Source organism: Bacillus sp. LQ01 (genome assembly GCF_057624735.1).
Window position 1 is genome coordinate 2,054,577 of record NZ_JBYEZL010000001.1, and the last position, 16,139, is coordinate 2,070,715.

Here is a 16,139-nt window from a genome sequence, read left to right on the forward strand (position 1 = left end):
AAAGACACTGTGTTATAATGAGTATGAAAAGAACAATACAATCACATAAACCAATTATAAATTGTATATAAATAAAAAAGACTAGTGTGCGGCTACACACTAGTCCACGTAACTTAGCAGATTGGATTGTTCATTTATCCTATTTGTTTCTTATGAACAAAACAACCCACATTCTATAAGCATAGGTGGGTTGTTATTTTTTGAGCTTGTCTATTAAAACGACGACGAACGTTAACAATGCAACGAGAAACAGCCCACCTTGCAGTAGCAACGCTATTTCACTCACGTATTATCACCCCCCTCCTACTCGGAGAAGTGATAATTGAACAACCAACCGCACCTTAAGTTACCCTTTAATTTTACCATATTTTCTAATAATTTACGATGAAAACCCGCAAGCGAATAACTTGCGGGTTTTTTATCCCGTGTTAACAGGCAGTAAACAAAATGGAGCAATAAATAAGTGAAACTTTATTTCTCACTATTTTTTTAATGCATATGCATCAGCAATCATTTCACCAACAATTTTATTTTCTTCTTTCTTCTCGTCTTTCAATAATGGGAATAACAATTCTGCCACTTCATACGCTTCTTCTAAATGCGGATATCCTGATAAAACAAACGTATCAATTCCTAACGATTCATATTCTTTTATCCTTTCTGCTACTGTATGCGGATTGCCTACAAGTGCAGTACCTGCCCCACCTCTTACAAGTCCGATTCCAGCCCATAAATTAGGGCTTATCTCTAACGACTCTCTCGTACCTTTATTTAAATGGGTCATCCGTTTTTGACCAACCGAATCATATCTTGCAAATGTCTTTTGAGCAAGCTCAATTGTTTCATTATCCACATATTGAATTAAACGTTCTGCCTCTTCCCATGCTTCTTCTTCTGTTTCTCTTACAATTACGTGTAATCTAATGCCAAATCGCACTGTACGCCCCTTCTCTTCTGCAAGTTTTCTTACTTCTTCTATTTTCTCTTTCACTTGCTCTGGCGGCTCTCCCCACGTTAAATATACATCACTATGTTCAGCTGCTACTTCTTTTCCAGCAGCTGACGATCCTCCGAAATATATAGGAGGATATGGTATTTGAACTGGTGGGAATACAACTTTACTATCTGTAACTTTAATATGTTTTCCTTCTAAAGAGATCGTTTCACCTTGCAATGTCGATTTCCAAACTTTTAAAAATTCATCCGCTGCTTCATATCTTTCATCATGATCAAGATATAATCCATCTCCTTGTAGTTCAACTGGATCTCCTCCAGCTACTACATTAATAAGCAGCCTCCCATGTGAAATTCTATCAAATGTAGATGCCATCCTCGCTGCAACTGTAGGGGACATTAGTCCTGGTCTCACTGCTACTAAAAATTTTAGTTTTTCTGTTTCAGCAGCAAGAGCTGAAGCTAACACCCAAGGGTCTTCACATCCTTGACCAGTTGGAAGTAAAACACCCGTATATCCTAAATAATCAGCTGCCGCAGCAACTTGCTTATAATAACCATATTCAGCTGCTCTTCCTCGTTTTGTCGTTCCTAAATATCGACCATCTCCATAAGCCGGAATAAACCATAATAATTCCATACCTTTACACACCCCTTATTTATTTTGAATCGTATACTAACACATTCTATATAAATTACCCCTAATAATTTATATGTTAATTCCCTGTCTCACCTTTAAAGTTATCTCGCCATCTTAAAAACTTCACTTCTAGTAAACGTACTAGAGAGTCAGAAAACTTCCCAACAAATGAAAATATAATTATGCCGACAAATACGATATCTGTATTTGAAAATTGCCTTGCATCCATAATCATATAGCCAATACCTTCTGTAGACCCCATAAGTTCTGCTACTACTAAACTCACCCACGCAACACCTAACGATAACCTTGCTCCTAGTAAAAGGTTAGGCAATGCAGCTGGTAAAATTAGTTTCGTGATTAATTTTCTTTTACTAAACTCTAACACTCTCGCAACATCAAATAACTTTGAATCCACACCTCTAATACCTAAAAATGCGTTTACGTATAAAGGAAAAAATGCACCATCTGCAATTAATAACACTTTTGATGTTTCACCAAAACCGAACCATAATACGAAAAGCGGCGCAACAGCTAAATGAGGTACAGTTCTTAACATTTGCACAGATGGGTCTAAATATTGCTCACTTCTCGTTGAAAATCCAACAATCGTTCCTAAAATGATTCCTAAGCCCCCACCAATAAAGAAACCACCCGCAGCCCTGAATACACTAATACTTAAATGGCCGAATAACTCTCCTGTTTTAATAAGCTCTTGGAAAGCTAGAAAAATATCTAATGGTGTTGGTAAAACTGTTTTAGAAACAAGACCGAATACGCCAGCCAACTGCCAAATTATTAATATAATAACCGGTATAGTAATCGCCCTTACTAAAACTTTTACATTTAACTTTCGTACCTTCTTTATGCCATTTTTCTTAATCGTTATACTCGCTGGTTTCATAACAGCTTTCGTATTTTCCACTTTACAAAACCTCTTTTCACTTCGCTTTCAATGCTTTTTCTACGAAAGAATTATCTACAACTTTTTCCGTCTTAATTTCTTTCTTTATAGAACCGAGCTTATATTGAAAATCCGCAGTCTTTTGTTGTTCTGCTATTATTTCCTTAGTTACCGGAACTAAAATTGGTTTGTCGTGATTAAACACTTCTTTTACAATCTCTGCATCTATCTTTTTTACAGAAGTGTATACTTTTATTGCTTCATCTAAGTTAGCATCTTGCCATACACGTGCTTTCTCATAAACTTTGAGGAATTTCTCAACTAATTCTGGATGTTCTTTCGCAAATTTTGTCCTCGTAATTAAAAATTCTGGTGAAGAGACATTTAATGTTTCACCGTCTGCAATCACCTTCGCACCTTTATTTAACGTATGTAATGATATGAAAGGGTCCCAAATCGCCCATGCATCTACTGATCCTGATTCGAATGCAGGCTGCGCTTCATCTGGTTGTAATTGAATGACATTTACATCTTTTGCATCAATACCTTCTTTATCAAGTGCTCGATATAATAAATTAAAGGCACTACTTCCTTTTGCTACTGCAATTTTTTTACCTTTTAAATCTTTTACACTCGCAATCTTACTATCTTTTTGAACGAGAATTCCAGTTCCTTTTCTCGCATAACTTGTATTGGCGATTTCGGTAAATCCAATACCTGCTGCTTGCGCTGAAATGACTGGAGAATTCCCTACTTCACCAAAGTCTAACCGGTTTGATGCGATTGCTTCAAAATAAGGAGGTCCACTTTGGAACTCTGTCCATTTCACTTTAACTCCTTCTTTTTTAAACTCCTCTTCAAACCATCCCTTTTTCTTTGCTAGTAATAGCGGGCTTAATCCTTGTTGTATACCAATTTGTATTGTTACATCTTCTTTCTTACTACTTGCTGTACTTTTTTCACATCCTAACAAACATACTGATATAGCTAAAGCAAAAGAAAGAATTTTTAATTTTTTATACATATAAAATCACCCTTTTCCTATATACTTGTTTGAATCAACCCTCCATATTCAAACTGCTGTAATACTTTCGTTCGAAGTTGTTGGAACGATTGAGAAGTTTTATTTCGCGGATAAGGCAAATTATTTTCAATCACTTTATGTATTTTCCCTGGTTTTGCACTCATAATGATGATTCGGTTTGAAAGATATATCGCTTCGTCTATATCATGTGTAACGAATATCATTGTTGTTTTCTTCTGCTCCCAAATATTTAGCAATACTTCTTGTAAATGACTTCGAGTAAAAGCATCCAGCGCTCCAAAAGGTTCATCAAGTAATAATACATTCGGATCTCTTAATAACGCTCTCGCTATCGCAACACGTTGTGACATCCCGCCTGAAATCTCTTTCGGATACGATTTTTCAAAGCTATCTAACCGAACGATTTCAACCCATTCTCTCACCTTATCTTTCACATACTTATCTTTTAACGACAAATCTGCCGCTATATTTTCTTCAACTGTTAACCATGGAAAAAGCCTATGTTCTTGAAAAATAAAACCTTGTTTCTTACTCGGTTTTAAGATAGGATCCCCGTCAATAACAACTTCCCCTTCAAAATCATTATCTAGACCGGCAACAATTTTTAGTAATGTACTTTTTCCGCACCCACTCGGACCAATTACTGTAACAAAATCCCCTTTCTCTAATTGAAAATTAATATTCTCTAATACTTGAACAGTACCAGTTTGTTTCAAAAAATATTTTGATACCCCATCAATTGAAACAGTCATTTCTTCTCCTCCTTAAAATGATTCATATAAATGAACAGATTCAGTATTTGTGCAATAAAAAAACCAAAGGCATTTTATCAACAGATAAAATGCCTTTGGTTTCTCCAATCAGCAATACGTTATGGAATTAAGTACATATTATAAAAATATTTCCGATAAGTCAACTAGGTTTTATCAAAACATACATATGATTCGTTTGAATATTTTTACTGTTGTTTATTTGAACGATATCATTTACTTACTATTTTTTCTGATTTTTAATCCACTGTAACCAATAAGAAAACTCACACGCTAAATGCATTTGATGGGATTTAATAACTAAGCGACGAAATTTCTACAAAAAAAAGAGTAATTTCAAGAAATATGCTACTAACCTTAGATTTATTAAAAAAGTTAGATCATATAACTTGAGACTACTCATTCCCATTCAAAATATTTATGTAATTAAATTTTATTTCCTCTGCACCCTGGCTGTCTCCAAAACTATTGGTGGCAGCTCTTTTTGAATGATTTCTTTTAATCCATAAAGAGCTTTCCTCACATACCCACCTTCGAAATTTCCTAATGGTTCTGGTAATTCATCTTCATCCAATATGAAGTATTCTCCATTTGGAAGTACCATAATATCGATGATTAACTCTTCAAAGGAAACCACTTCATCTTTTATTTGTGTGTTTTTTACGATATTAAAATAGGAACCTAAATACTTTCCTTTTATATCTCTCCATACGTATAAATTGTACGGACGATCTTTCCAGTAATATGCGATTGTATAACTTCCTTTTGGGATTGTTAACTTAGTATCATTTGCAGTCATTGTAAATGAATACTGCACCTCGTGAAATAAAACGATACTTTGTGATTGCTTTTCAAGTAATAAGCAATTGTGATCTACTATTGTTGAGTTATACCGGATTTTTCTTTCTATAATTTCAATTTTCGATGTAAGTAACTTATTCATTATTTTGTTTCCCCTTATGCTAGTTCTATCCTCAATTATATCCATTTATGTAGTGATAAAGAAGTGTATAGTTTTTTATATAATGATTTATAAAAGTACATAATAAAAACTCCTTCTTATTTAGAAAGAGTTTTTCACTATCCATGTTTCATATTTTTTCACTTCTAACGGAAGCTCATTTGTTTTTATGTAACTAACAGCACTATTACTCATGTTTTAACTTTTCCTTAACCGCATCATAAAATTTTCGTTCTTCATCAACATTTAAGTAAACACGACTTACTGTTTTAGAAAAGCCGTATAACAACTGCGCTTTCACTGGCTCTTTTAATGTTATTTTAAAAGTAGCAGGTTCTTTTATGAACTCCATAACAGTTGCATCCAATACCTGTTTCCTTTCTTTTGCCGTTAGCAATTCACCCTTGTAGAACGCAATATTATCAATTTGTGTAAATGGCATAACAATTTTCTTTCCTAATCCGATTTGAATGACTACTTGTTCTTCTGTTACGACAAGGGGATTTTTGCGCATCGCTTGTATTTCAGCTATAAAATAAATCATCGCGTATACATTTAAAATAAGTAAAATCCATGCTATTACTGGATTCCACTGATGTAGTAAATAATGAAAACCAATGCTTTCAATTATTGTTGCATGAATAATCATGATATACACACCTATAGCACCAGTCTTTTTATGATATGAGTATACAGATTTACCTGTTGGTACTTTTTCACGCCACGATAAAAACGCATAATAGATTAACTTACACTCTGTTAGAATGACATCTACTAACTTACTTCTTTTCATAGTGGCGTCAAACGCTGCATCAATTGCATAAGAAAAGGAATAATTTTCTCTTCTATATTCTTTATATTTTTTTATTATTTTAGGAAGCACTCTAACAATTTTATAGAGAAGGAATAATTCTAGACCTACAAATGCAATTTCAGCCGCAACAATAATATAAGAGATGAATGAAAAAGCTTGTAAATAGTCACTTGGAATAATAAATCTTGCAAAAATATAACCAGCTATTACAACAGGAACTATATACGTTAACGAGTATCTTTTTCGAATAATGAAGAAATACGTGATGATTGGAATGACAAACATGCAATCTAATAATGACCCAAGCACAACTTCTTTCGGCGCAACTGGTACAATTGGAAGGGCATACAATAAATAGTTTGGTAGCATAATTAAAAAGACGAGTCCAATCCAAACACCTTTTCGCCTTCGTGATAGTGTAACCTCCATACGTTCACTCCTTTATTTAAAAACCTCATTTAAATGGTCTTTATAAAATGAAATGGCACGTTCAAATTCTTTTACTTCCTCTACTTTCACGACAGTTTCAAGTAATAATTTCATCGCTGATTCGTGATCGTTTACGTTATATTTTACTAATGATAAAAATACTTTCATCGGAGCGTTCTCTGGGAATTTTTTCACCCCAGCTTCTAATACTGTAATTGCCTTTTCATATTCCCCTATACAACGATATGTACTTCCTAAACCAATATAAGCACCGCAAAGCGATTCGCCATCGAGTCCATTTGCGATTGCCTGCTCATAATACGGAACTGCTTCTGTTTCTAGCCCCATTACATCATGTATCCACGCACACTGATACAGTACTTCTGCATCCTTTGTAAAGTTTGTTAATCCTATAAGCATCTCTTTAGACTGCGCATATTTCTTTTCGTTTCTAAGTTTAATAGCTTGCTTTAATAAATGTTCCATAGAATCCACTCCTCACCAATTATTCTGTGTATAGCTCTTGATTGGTATACGCTTCACATTCGTGTAAAAGTAAAATTCCCACCAATTAAAGTTTCGCTTACTTATTACTATGCGGATTCATTCTCATCTAAAAACTTAATTTTAAAAAGCAGTGACACGATTACATAATAACTCTAAGCTTTTGACAATTTCTTTCGCTGTTTCATCTTTCCCATTACACAACTTCCCTTTACCATCCTGTCCAATTACATAATGCACAGCTCCGCGCGAATATAAAGAATGTGGTGAATTCGCAATCATTACATTCGCCCTTGCTTCTTTCATTCTATTTTTTGCTCTTTCAAACAGTTCTTCTTCATTTAAATCACTTTCAAGTTTAAAACCAACAAGTACTGTTTCTGGGTCCCATTCTTTTATTTGTTTTAATACTTTTGGAGCCTTTTGAAAGTGAATAATCGGTGCTATATCACTTGAAATTTTTCCGTTCATATTAAGAACATTACCATCTTGATCACAAATTTTCTCCACAATCCAATCTGATCCAGCCGCTGCCATAATGACTGCATCAATCTTTTCATGTGATATGATACTTTTCATTTTATCTTGTAAATCAACGATTCCTTCAAATGGATGTAATTCTAACCCTCTATGTACATCACTCGGTTTCTCCGCAAAATAACCGTGTAAATATATAACATGTGCCCCTTTAGCTAGAAGTTCTTCTGCGATTATCCTTCCGATTGTACCTTTGGCCATATTCGTATGCCCGCGTACTTGATCCCATTTTTCTAGACAACCACCGCTCGTAATTAATACCTTTTTCCCCTTCATTGTAACCATCCCTTACTAATTTTTCTTACGAAACCATTCTGTTCCAAAGTCAACTATATCACGCTGTTTCATTAGACGACACGTTGCATTCCCTATCTTCCCATTTTTTACAGTTCCTTTTCGCTCAAACTCCACACCAATTTCTACAAACTTCTCAGATTCGTAATCCATTTCAAAAAACTCTTTCCACACTCTTTCACCGTTTTCTATAATAGGTGCTCCTACTTGTATTAACTCACATGCACCAGAACGCACCTCGGATAAATGAACAGACGTATTGGAATCATATCCAACACCAATTAATAATACGTACCCGTCTAAATCATATATTTTTCTTAATGGAGATTCTTCTCCAAAGCTCATTGATAACGAATGGTTCATTGTTATTTCTACTGCATGTTTTCCCCATGCAGCAAAACTTCCTAACGGATGATTACTACGTACTACATTCGGATATGTACGAAAACATTCAACTATTTCACCCATTCCCCTTGTTGGGGTTATACGTGAATCAAATGCTGGGACGTTATCTCGGATAATTTGCCACCAGTCTTCCGGTACAGGTGGTCTTGACCAATGTTTCGGATCGGACAAATCCGAAGATTGCGTTGGCATTATTATCGTTCCTTCTTCCGTAACAACTTTCATTAATGCTTCTACTACAGCAACCGCACCACCAGATATCCACCCGATAGAACTTAGTGATGAATGAACGATAATTGTCATTCCTTTTTCGACTCCTAATGCTTTTAAATCTTTTGTTATTGTTTCGATTGTATTTGGAAATTGTGTACTTGCTACTATTTCATTCATTTTCATATTGGTTCCCCCACTAGCTACGTAAATTTAAACTTTTATATAAATATATTATCATATTTTTCTTAATTTTTAACTTAATCATTTTTCATATCTATAAAAAATGGTAATATTATTACACAAAAAATTTTTAAATTATAATATCCAGATTTAAAACACAAAAAGAAAGTGAAGTTTTTACATCCCCACCATAAAAAGCTGTTTTATACATAGACGAAAGAGCTCATCACAAATGATGAGCTCTTTGTTTACTTTATCCTTCAATTGTAACCCCAGTAAACATTGATAAGTTTCCCGTTATTTTCTCACCTACACGTAAAAATAAGCCTGCTGCTCTTCCGCTTATACAGTGAGAGCCAATTAATAGTTTACCAGTATATGGACCATCCCATGTGTCAATGGTATAGTCAGGCATTTCTATGTATTGCTGGTATATCTTCCTTTGTTCAAAGTAATACTCTGTTTTATCTTCAGCTAATAATTCATCATTTTCGTATATAGATACTCCGCCACCTTCACGACCAAATACAGGTTTGGAAACGTATGATTCATGTCTTTCTAGAAATCGCTTATTTGAAAAATATGTTGGTAGAAAGTATTTATAAATAATGTCTTGCTCTTCTTCTGTAAAGAAAACACTTTCTTCATAAAGCTTCCAAATTAGTGCGAGTACACTTTTGTTTTGCATAACAAATGCGGCTGGCGGATTAATAATTTTCACTCTTTCTTGCGCAATATGATCTAAAAATTGTAAACCAATCCTTTTTCCATTCTTATCAACGTCCGTTACTAAATACTCTATTGGATACAGTCTATATAAATATTTTATTTTTTCTCCACTCGGCGTATATATACCATCTTCCGCAACGACAATGTCTTGTATTCCTACATAGTCCGTTGACTGATTTAAGCAATACGTTCTTAAAAACTGAACCGTTTGACTATCTTCATCGTGCCAATCATAACTAGTAAAATATATCGTCTCTTCAGGGCCTATATGATAGTCATGTTTAATTTGTTCCCATGCCTGCACAATATGCTCTTCTATATGGTTTGGGTGATTTACATCATGATAACGGCATAACACTTCATTTGCGACAGACGGTTCTAAATAGCCTGTTGGCGTATCACAATTTACTTCTATTAATTTTATATCGTCACCATTTACGATAAAATCAAACCTTGTAAAATATGAAAATAAACCATTATGTTTCATTCTCGCCATTTCCCACGCTTCAGCTGGGAATCCAAGTTTTTGAAAATCTTCTGTCGTATTTACAATATATTGATACGTTCTATATAACACATACATGATTTCTTCTGTCGCTTTTGAGATAGCAGTATAAGTTTTTGCTGGCATGCGATACATCCCTGTTGCCATATATTGATTCCATTCTTCATTCTCTAACAGACTAGGCCAAGTGAAACCATTCCTACTAGCCTCTTCTGCAAGTGAAAACCATACTTTCATATACTCTTCTTGCTCTCGTTCTGTATACATTACTCCATTACCCTTTCGTTTTAGGATCCTGCTGGCGCTTTTGCGTTTCCAATTCCACTTGAACCAGAGTTTACTTTCGGTGTTTGCGTAGTAGATGATTTTGGCGTATTTGTATCTGGTGTTACTTTATTGGATGGATTTGGCTGCTGTTTATTTAAATCTACTTTATTGGAAGTATTATTGTTACCGTTAGAACCACCAGTATAACCACCGCTACTACCGCCACCTGTTCTACGCTCATCTTTTTCACGATATGGAATAACATTATTTGCATACGGTTTCTTCATTAAATTTGGTTTTGCTGTATAATTCATATTTGAAGTTCTACTCGCTAATAAATATCCTGCTACAAATGGAAGTATCGGTAAATGAGAGTTTTCATGATAAGATGAAAATGACAGATTATTTTCCTTGCATAACTCATCTTTCTCTACATTTTCATTGGTTGGGGCTTTATCATCACAATTTAATGTTTCTTGTTCATTTCTTTGTTTTGCACCATCTGTTTTAACAGCTGTACTTTCTTGCTGAGCAGTTTTTTCTTCATAATCACCACAACCTGTTAATAAAAAAGATGACACCCCTATTGAAGTAGCTATTTTTATAAACTTACTTTTCTCCATTCTCACGTGTTATACACCTATCTTCTTTTATCTATATTTTTCCAGATACCTATATTATATAATGAAATTATTATTTTTTTCAAACTATATTCAATATGTACAATTATATATTTTCATGCTATTTTTCCATGTAACAATGAAATCTTTCTATCCCTGGATATTTTTCTCCTAAACTTTTAACTTGAAAACCAATTCTTTTATAAAATTCTACCGCCCCATCGTCTGTCTCTGCTTCTATATAAGTCAATTGGTATACTCTTACAATCTCTTTAATCATTTGTAGTGCAATTCCTTTTTGACGATAATCTGGCGCCACTGCTATATGACATACTCGTGCTTTAGTTGCTCCGATTACTTCAATACCTAGACAAGCTTTTTCTTCATATTTGTACAAAGTCCCTTTATTACTTTGATAAAATAATACTGCTTTCTTTAAGCTTATTTCATTTGGACCGACGGCATATTGTAGCACATTTAATATTGAATCTTTTTCAATTTGTTCAACACGCTGTAAATTCATATTTTCATCCCTTTCTATGAAAAAAAGACTAACTCTTAATAAAAAGAGCTAATCTCATTACGCCGTTATTTTTTCTTCTTTTTTTACAACGACAGCCACATAACTATGAAGTATCATTCCAATAATAACGAGACTCATACCAATCCAAGATAATGATGACGGAATTGGTGCAGATAACCAGATCAGCTCTCCTACTAGCGCAAATAAAACTTCACCAGACTGCGTCGCTTCCACTGTTGCTAATTTTTGCGGATCATCTTTCACAAGATCTGTTGCAAAGAAAAATAATACTGTCGCGATTAACCCAGAGCTAACTGCTACAATAAAACATTGAAAAATTTGGCTACTTGACGGTAATCCGCCTGTTGATAATTCGTAACCAGATAATAAAAACCAAAATGGTAAACTTGCTAATGTCATACCGAGTACTCGCTGAAATACATCTAATTCCCCTTTACAAACTTGCATCATTTTTCTATTTCCAAGAGGATACGCAAATGCTGCAATAAGTACAGGAACTACACATAAAACGGTTTCACGAATACCTAATGAAGAAGCATGTTCTACTTGCATGAGAACAACACCGAATAAAATAATGCCCGACATAACTAATTCCTTCATCGGAAGTTTTTTATGTAGTGGATTCACCGCAAAAAATGGTGTTAACAAAATCCCTGCAACGATTGTAATTTGCCATGTTGATGCAACAAGCCAACCTGGTCCGAACGCTCCAGCAAAACTAAGCGGCGCATAAAAGAGACCAAATCCAACGATACTCCACACTAACCATTCTTTCGGATTGTTTTTCATATATTGAAAGAGTTGCTTTAAGTTCCCTCTATACATAACAATAAGTAATAACATTGGAACCATAAAATAGTACCGTAATGATGCACTCCAAATCCAGCTTCCACCTTCTAAGTCCATTGCCCTGTTTAAAACAAAAGTAAAGGCAAAGAAAAATGATGCCAGTATCCCTATAACAATTGCTTTCATTGTAAAACCCCTTGTATTTAATTTTTTATCTCTATGACATATATTTTAGTATACGCGATGAAAAATCTACATACAAACTTACATTTCACTTTGGGATGATGAAGGAATTGTAGTAGATTTACATGGGAATAAAGTGCATTGGTATGAAATCGAGGCCATTACATATCAAAATTTTCAAGGGTCAAAATCTACTTTAATCTCGACCCACTATACTCACCATGAAAATATACACATCCGCTATAAAAGATGGCTACCAACTATTGCACATTCAATTTACTGGTTTTCTATTGAGAAACCAAAAGATTATCATAAAAATTTAATGATAGCTTGGGAAGAAAAGCGAACGAATAAAAACAAACGCCTCCTTTAATTATTATTTAGGGGCGTTCGTTCATTCAAAAATTAAAGAATGTGTAGTTTATATTCTCTGTATAATTTCCTCAAACGACTGATATGAGCTTGATGATACCGATTATGATCTGCTATATGCCATATTCCCCATCTTATTGTCGCAGTTTCGCCTTTTTCATACAAAACTTCCTCTCTTAAAAGAACAACACCATATGTTCATCATCATTATACACACCATTCATTTTTATAGCCCTTTTTTCAATTCCGTATGTTTTAAATCCCATTGATTCATATAATCGTTTGGCTGGTTCGTTCGTTGAAACAACCCCTAAATTCAATTGCTCTAGCTTCATCTCTTTTGCCCTTTCAATTGCTTTACGTATTAAATCACGTGCAAGACCACTTCTTCGATTTTCAGTATCTACATACATTGCAACGATATGTCCTTTATGCTTATATGCGTCTTTTTCTTCTGTTAATAAAGTAACAACCCCAACTAAACGATTTTCATTATTAAAAGCACCAAATGTAAAACTACTATTGGATGAAAGATTACTAGCAACTCGTTCAAGAGGATTTTCTTGACGTACTGCTTCTTCATAAGTCGTTATAAATGCTTCTGGATTTACTTGTAATGCTTGTAAACGTAACTCCCAATATTGTTTTGCATCCGCTTTTGTAAGTAATCGAATCATTTTATCTTCCCCTTTTTAATTTACATAATATTTTTATAGGCTACTTTTTTGATTCATACTCTTCTTTTAATATACTGTAACGATTGCGATGAATGAACTTCCCCTGTCTCAATCGATCATTTCTCATTAACCCTTCGCATACAAATCCGGCACTTTCATAACTCTTTTTAGCTTTTGTATTATCTTCATCTACACGTAACCAAATTTTCTCCAATTCAAACTGAGAAAAACCTATTTGTAACATGCTGTTTAGAGCTGCCATTCCAAATCCTTTACCCCAATAGTCTTTATTTCCAATCGCAATTCCTAGTTCAGCATTTTTATTTGTTTTATCAAAATTTTTAAGGTCTACCCATCCAATATGTATACCTGCCTCAGTAACGATTGCCCTTTGTTCATAACCATTTTTTCGGCTTATACAAGCTTCAATCCAGTTTCTCGTATCTCCACGAGTGAACGGAGGATATTGATCTGGTACGACTAAATGCTTTGTTACATCTCTATCTAATGACCATTGATAGCGATCTTCTACATCATCTAGTGTCAATTCTCTTAATTGAACATATGGTACATTCATTTTTCTCTCCCGTTTTATAAAAATGATCAAAAGCGGCTACAAATTTGTTTGCATATTGCTCATCATATCTTCTTAGCACTCTAATAAACCATTTTGAACTCCCAAGCCACTTACCATTTACTCTTAATACATATTCATGTACTAAATCCGCTAATAAATTAGCGATAAACAATTCTTCTTCTCTTTTTGTTGCACCAATAAAGTCATCTAAAGTATCCGTAATAAAATATCGCTTCTGCTTAATCGTTTCTTCGGTCCATTTAGCTGGTCCTTTATGTAGTAAATCATTCGCTTCTTTTTTTAATTTCTCAACAATTTCCTTTTCCCCTTTTAATGCAATCCCTTCTGAAACTAATTGTGGTAACGACGGTCTCCCTCGATCACAATCCATTTTGAAAAAGGTTTTATATGTTTCAAAATTATGAACAAACACCTCAACAGGCCATCCATTACTATAGAAAGATTCCCTATAGCAAGAAGTTAAACTTTGGTCAACTATTACAATATCAAGGTCAGATGTTTTCGTCGCTTCTCCTCGTGCAACGCTTCCGCCGAGTAAAGCTACATCACAATTCGAAAATTGTAATGTAATTATGTTTTGTGCTGCGTCAATTGCTTTCATAACCGATCCTCTTTTCTTATTTCACTTTCTTTTTTTCAGCTCTTTCTCTCGCTTTTTTTATATAGCTTTCTGCATCTGGTGTTTTACATGATGTTGCACCGTGATCAACCTCTACTTTTCCAATTTCACGTGCAATTTCAATCGCTTGTCGCTCTAAGTCTTCATTACGAATTCCTATTGCGATTAAAGCACTATTCATCGCTTCTTTTTTTCTATTTTTTTCATTATGTATATTTTCTTTAATCTCTTCTAAGTACGGAGAGAAGAAATCATCATGTAACGTTTTATTTTTAATCGCTATATTTGCTAATAAAGACCAGCCAGCTCTTCCAATCCATTCATCATTAGACTTTGTCCACTCTTCCATTCTTTCTATTGCAATTGGCGAAGTACATATAGATGTCATAAGAACATCCATCAAACAGTAATAATCAACATCCTGAATCCAACTATTAAGCTGTTCTGTCGTTATTTTTTTCGGATCTAAAATATAAGTTGCTAATGTCATTGCGTCCATATTTTTCGTTTCCCACAATCCAACTGCTAAATCATGATCTTTTTTTATCTTCTTTTTTAACAATTTTAAATTCGCAAAACTAACTCCAAATAACGGCTCTTTCGCTCCGTGGTTTTTATACGTTTTTCGATTTTGTTCTGTTCCATATTCCTCTAGTTGCTGCATTACTTCCTCAAGTAACATATACCCACCTCTTTATCTTTTATGTTGACTGTATATATGTATGTACGATATATTCTACATTACTTTTTGGTTTTCCTATATTTATTTTTAAAATACGGTATGTGAAATTTTTAAACATTGCACAGCTACACCATCAAAAAACTATACATGTTAAACATACAGTTTTTTGATGGTATCAATTTTCCGTAGAATAAGATATAAACTACGAAAGAACTTTTAATGAGATGTGTATTTCCAACATGTTTAGAAAACTCTTTAAAATGGTTTACTATCATACTTTTATACCTCCTTCATAAATTATGTTTACTACATTTATTCTTAGCCAAAATACTTTCTACATTTTAATAACTCTCTCAATAAGATTTTCTTATATAAAAATCCCTACAAACGCTGTAGGGATTTATGTCTAAATCATTTTGCTACACTCTATTTCATATGAAAATAGTTTCCTTATTCAGATGCATTCATAAGCACAATTCTCCAACCATCTGGATCCTCTATTGTGGTTCCTTTCTCTATCCAATACGGGTTTTCTGGTTCCACCTCATGATAGCCCATATTACTTAATCGATTCACTATCTTTTCAATTTCATCTTTATTAGGCATATAAAAAACTAGTAAATTATCTTTTGTCGGTGCCGGACATGGACTTCCATTAACATGTGTAGTAAACTCCAAATGATACTCTTCATCTGGTAATCCAAACATAACCCCGTCATATCCTTCGTGATTGTGAAATTCCCCTATACGTTTTAATCCTAATCCTGTTTCATAAAAACTGATCACTTCTTCAAATTTATCTGTTGGTCTTGCAATTCTAAATTGAACCCAATTCTTCATGCAATTCTCCTCCTTTTCATTTTTCAAAGCTTTATAGTAATTAGTATAGGTTACATATATTCCC

At 34.0% G+C, this 16,139-nt stretch carries 19 protein-coding genes and 1 pseudogene; all 20 read right to left on the bottom strand.

Annotated features, from left to right (window positions below):
- Positions 1-193: 193 nt before the first annotated feature.
- Positions 194-286 carry a putative holin-like toxin gene (locus AC22L0_RS10810; RefSeq protein ID WP_001289320.1) on the bottom strand — a complete coding sequence of 31 codons (93 nt, stop codon included), beginning with the start codon at positions 284-286 and terminating at the stop codon, positions 194-196.
- 195 nt (positions 287-481) lie between these two features.
- Positions 482-1,594 carry an FMNH2-dependent alkanesulfonate monooxygenase gene (ssuD, locus tag AC22L0_RS10815; protein WP_000422258.1) on the bottom strand — a complete coding sequence of 371 codons (1,113 nt, stop codon included), beginning with the start codon at positions 1,592-1,594 and terminating at the stop codon, positions 482-484.
- Between the two features lie 76 nt (positions 1,595-1,670).
- On the bottom strand, positions 1,671-2,519 hold the full coding sequence (locus AC22L0_RS10820) for an ABC transporter permease (RefSeq protein WP_087967005.1): 849 nt from the start codon (positions 2,517-2,519) through the stop codon (positions 1,671-1,673).
- Between the two features lie 16 nt (positions 2,520-2,535).
- On the bottom strand, positions 2,536-3,522 hold the full coding sequence (locus AC22L0_RS10825; RefSeq protein ID WP_000277087.1) for an aliphatic sulfonate ABC transporter substrate-binding protein: 987 nt from the start codon (positions 3,520-3,522) through the stop codon (positions 2,536-2,538).
- A 17-nt stretch (positions 3,523-3,539) separates the two neighbouring features.
- On the bottom strand, positions 3,540-4,295 hold the full coding sequence (locus AC22L0_RS10830) for an ABC transporter ATP-binding protein (protein WP_000218580.1): 756 nt from the start codon (positions 4,293-4,295) through the stop codon (positions 3,540-3,542).
- Positions 4,296-4,746: 451 nt separating this feature from the next.
- Positions 4,747-5,256 (bottom strand): ribonuclease FAU-1 family protein, encoded by a 510-nt coding sequence (locus tag AC22L0_RS10835; protein ID WP_087967004.1) that lies wholly within the window; start codon positions 5,254-5,256, stop codon positions 4,747-4,749.
- A gap of 205 nt (positions 5,257-5,461) precedes the next feature.
- Complete coding sequence (locus AC22L0_RS10840) at positions 5,462-6,517, bottom strand: hypothetical protein (protein WP_000454146.1); 1,056 nt, start codon at positions 6,515-6,517, stop codon at positions 5,462-5,464.
- A gap of 12 nt (positions 6,518-6,529) precedes the next feature.
- Positions 6,530-7,003, bottom strand: coding sequence for a tetratricopeptide repeat protein (locus tag AC22L0_RS10845; protein ID WP_487272262.1), 474 nt, complete (start codon positions 7,001-7,003; stop codon positions 6,530-6,532).
- Between the two features lie 141 nt (positions 7,004-7,144).
- Complete coding sequence (locus AC22L0_RS10850) at positions 7,145-7,834, bottom strand: phosphopantothenoylcysteine decarboxylase domain-containing protein (protein WP_000676724.1); 690 nt, start codon at positions 7,832-7,834, stop codon at positions 7,145-7,147.
- Between the two features lie 15 nt (positions 7,835-7,849).
- Positions 7,850-8,653, bottom strand: a complete 804-nt coding sequence (locus tag AC22L0_RS10855) for an AAC(3) family N-acetyltransferase (RefSeq protein WP_000783344.1) — start codon at positions 8,651-8,653, stop codon at positions 7,850-7,852.
- Between the two features lie 250 nt (positions 8,654-8,903).
- Entirely contained in the window at positions 8,904-10,151 is a 1,248-nt protein-coding gene (locus AC22L0_RS10860; protein ID WP_000287883.1) for a glutathionylspermidine synthase family protein, read from the bottom strand.
- A 20-nt stretch (positions 10,152-10,171) separates the two neighbouring features.
- Positions 10,172-10,780, bottom strand: coding sequence for a hypothetical protein (locus tag AC22L0_RS10865; RefSeq protein ID WP_487272263.1), 609 nt, complete (start codon positions 10,778-10,780; stop codon positions 10,172-10,174).
- 112 nt (positions 10,781-10,892) lie between these two features.
- Positions 10,893-11,294, bottom strand: a complete 402-nt coding sequence (locus tag AC22L0_RS10870) for a GNAT family N-acetyltransferase (protein WP_001053321.1) — start codon at positions 11,292-11,294, stop codon at positions 10,893-10,895.
- A gap of 57 nt (positions 11,295-11,351) precedes the next feature.
- Entirely contained in the window at positions 11,352-12,290 is a 939-nt protein-coding gene (locus AC22L0_RS10875) for a DMT family transporter (protein WP_087967001.1), read from the bottom strand.
- Between the two features lie 402 nt (positions 12,291-12,692).
- Positions 12,693-12,839 (bottom strand): annotated as a pseudogene (locus tag AC22L0_RS10880) (DinB family protein); the annotation flags it as partial.
- Complete coding sequence (locus AC22L0_RS10885; protein WP_000620316.1) at positions 12,836-13,336, bottom strand: GNAT family N-acetyltransferase; 501 nt, start codon at positions 13,334-13,336, stop codon at positions 12,836-12,838. The pseudogene AC22L0_RS10880 and the gene AC22L0_RS10885, both read right to left, overlap by 4 nt.
- 40 nt (positions 13,337-13,376) lie before the next feature.
- Positions 13,377-13,913 (bottom strand): GNAT family N-acetyltransferase, encoded by a 537-nt coding sequence (locus AC22L0_RS10890; RefSeq protein ID WP_001102495.1) that lies wholly within the window; start codon positions 13,911-13,913, stop codon positions 13,377-13,379.
- Positions 13,870-14,535, bottom strand: coding sequence for a nucleotidyltransferase domain-containing protein (locus tag AC22L0_RS10895; RefSeq protein ID WP_000643681.1), 666 nt, complete (start codon positions 14,533-14,535; stop codon positions 13,870-13,872). The genes AC22L0_RS10890 and AC22L0_RS10895 overlap by 44 nt, the downstream gene beginning before the upstream one ends.
- Before the next feature lie 16 nt (positions 14,536-14,551).
- Positions 14,552-15,235, bottom strand: coding sequence for a DNA alkylation repair protein (locus tag AC22L0_RS10900; protein ID WP_000923455.1), 684 nt, complete (start codon positions 15,233-15,235; stop codon positions 14,552-14,554).
- A 450-nt stretch (positions 15,236-15,685) separates the two neighbouring features.
- Positions 15,686-16,075 (bottom strand): VOC family protein, encoded by a 390-nt coding sequence (locus AC22L0_RS10905; RefSeq protein ID WP_000800670.1) that lies wholly within the window; start codon positions 16,073-16,075, stop codon positions 15,686-15,688.
- Between the last annotated feature and the right edge of the window lie 64 nt (positions 16,076-16,139).

Coding starts and splice junctions, on each gene's coding strand:
- AC22L0_RS10890 (WP_001102495.1), bottom strand. CDS start 13,913: ATGAATGTACCATATGTTCAATTAAGAGAATTGACACTAGATGATGTA.
- AC22L0_RS10875 (WP_087967001.1), bottom strand. CDS start 12,290: ATGAAAGCAATTGTTATAGGGATACTGGCATCATTTTTCTTTGCCTTT.
- AC22L0_RS10900 (WP_000923455.1), bottom strand. CDS start 15,235: ATGTTACTTGAGGAAGTAATGCAGCAACTAGAGGAATATGGAACAGAA.
- ssuD (WP_000422258.1), bottom strand. CDS start 1,594: ATGGAATTATTATGGTTTATTCCGGCTTATGGAGATGGTCGATATTTA.
- AC22L0_RS10855 (WP_000783344.1), bottom strand. CDS start 8,653: ATGAAAATGAATGAAATAGTAGCAAGTACACAATTTCCAAATACAATC.
- AC22L0_RS10860 (WP_000287883.1), bottom strand. CDS start 10,151: ATGTATACAGAACGAGAGCAAGAAGAGTATATGAAAGTATGGTTTTCA.
- AC22L0_RS10895 (WP_000643681.1), bottom strand. CDS start 14,535: ATGAAAGCAATTGACGCAGCACAAAACATAATTACATTACAATTTTCG.
- AC22L0_RS10905 (WP_000800670.1), bottom strand. CDS start 16,075: ATGAAGAATTGGGTTCAATTTAGAATTGCAAGACCAACAGATAAATTT.
- AC22L0_RS10850 (WP_000676724.1), bottom strand. CDS start 7,834: ATGAAGGGGAAAAAGGTATTAATTACGAGCGGTGGTTGTCTAGAAAAA.
- AC22L0_RS10825 (WP_000277087.1), bottom strand. CDS start 3,522: ATGTATAAAAAATTAAAAATTCTTTCTTTTGCTTTAGCTATATCAGTA.
- AC22L0_RS10885 (WP_000620316.1), bottom strand. CDS start 13,336: ATGATTCGATTACTTACAAAAGCGGATGCAAAACAATATTGGGAGTTA.
- AC22L0_RS10830 (WP_000218580.1), bottom strand. CDS start 4,295: ATGACTGTTTCAATTGATGGGGTATCAAAATATTTTTTGAAACAAACT.
- AC22L0_RS10840 (WP_000454146.1), bottom strand. CDS start 6,517: ATGGAGGTTACACTATCACGAAGGCGAAAAGGTGTTTGGATTGGACTC.
- AC22L0_RS10835 (WP_087967004.1), bottom strand. CDS start 5,256: ATGAATAAGTTACTTACATCGAAAATTGAAATTATAGAAAGAAAAATC.
- AC22L0_RS10870 (WP_001053321.1), bottom strand. CDS start 11,294: ATGAATTTACAGCGTGTTGAACAAATTGAAAAAGATTCAATATTAAAT.
- AC22L0_RS10845 (WP_487272262.1), bottom strand. CDS start 7,003: ATGGAACATTTATTAAAGCAAGCTATTAAACTTAGAAACGAAAAGAAA.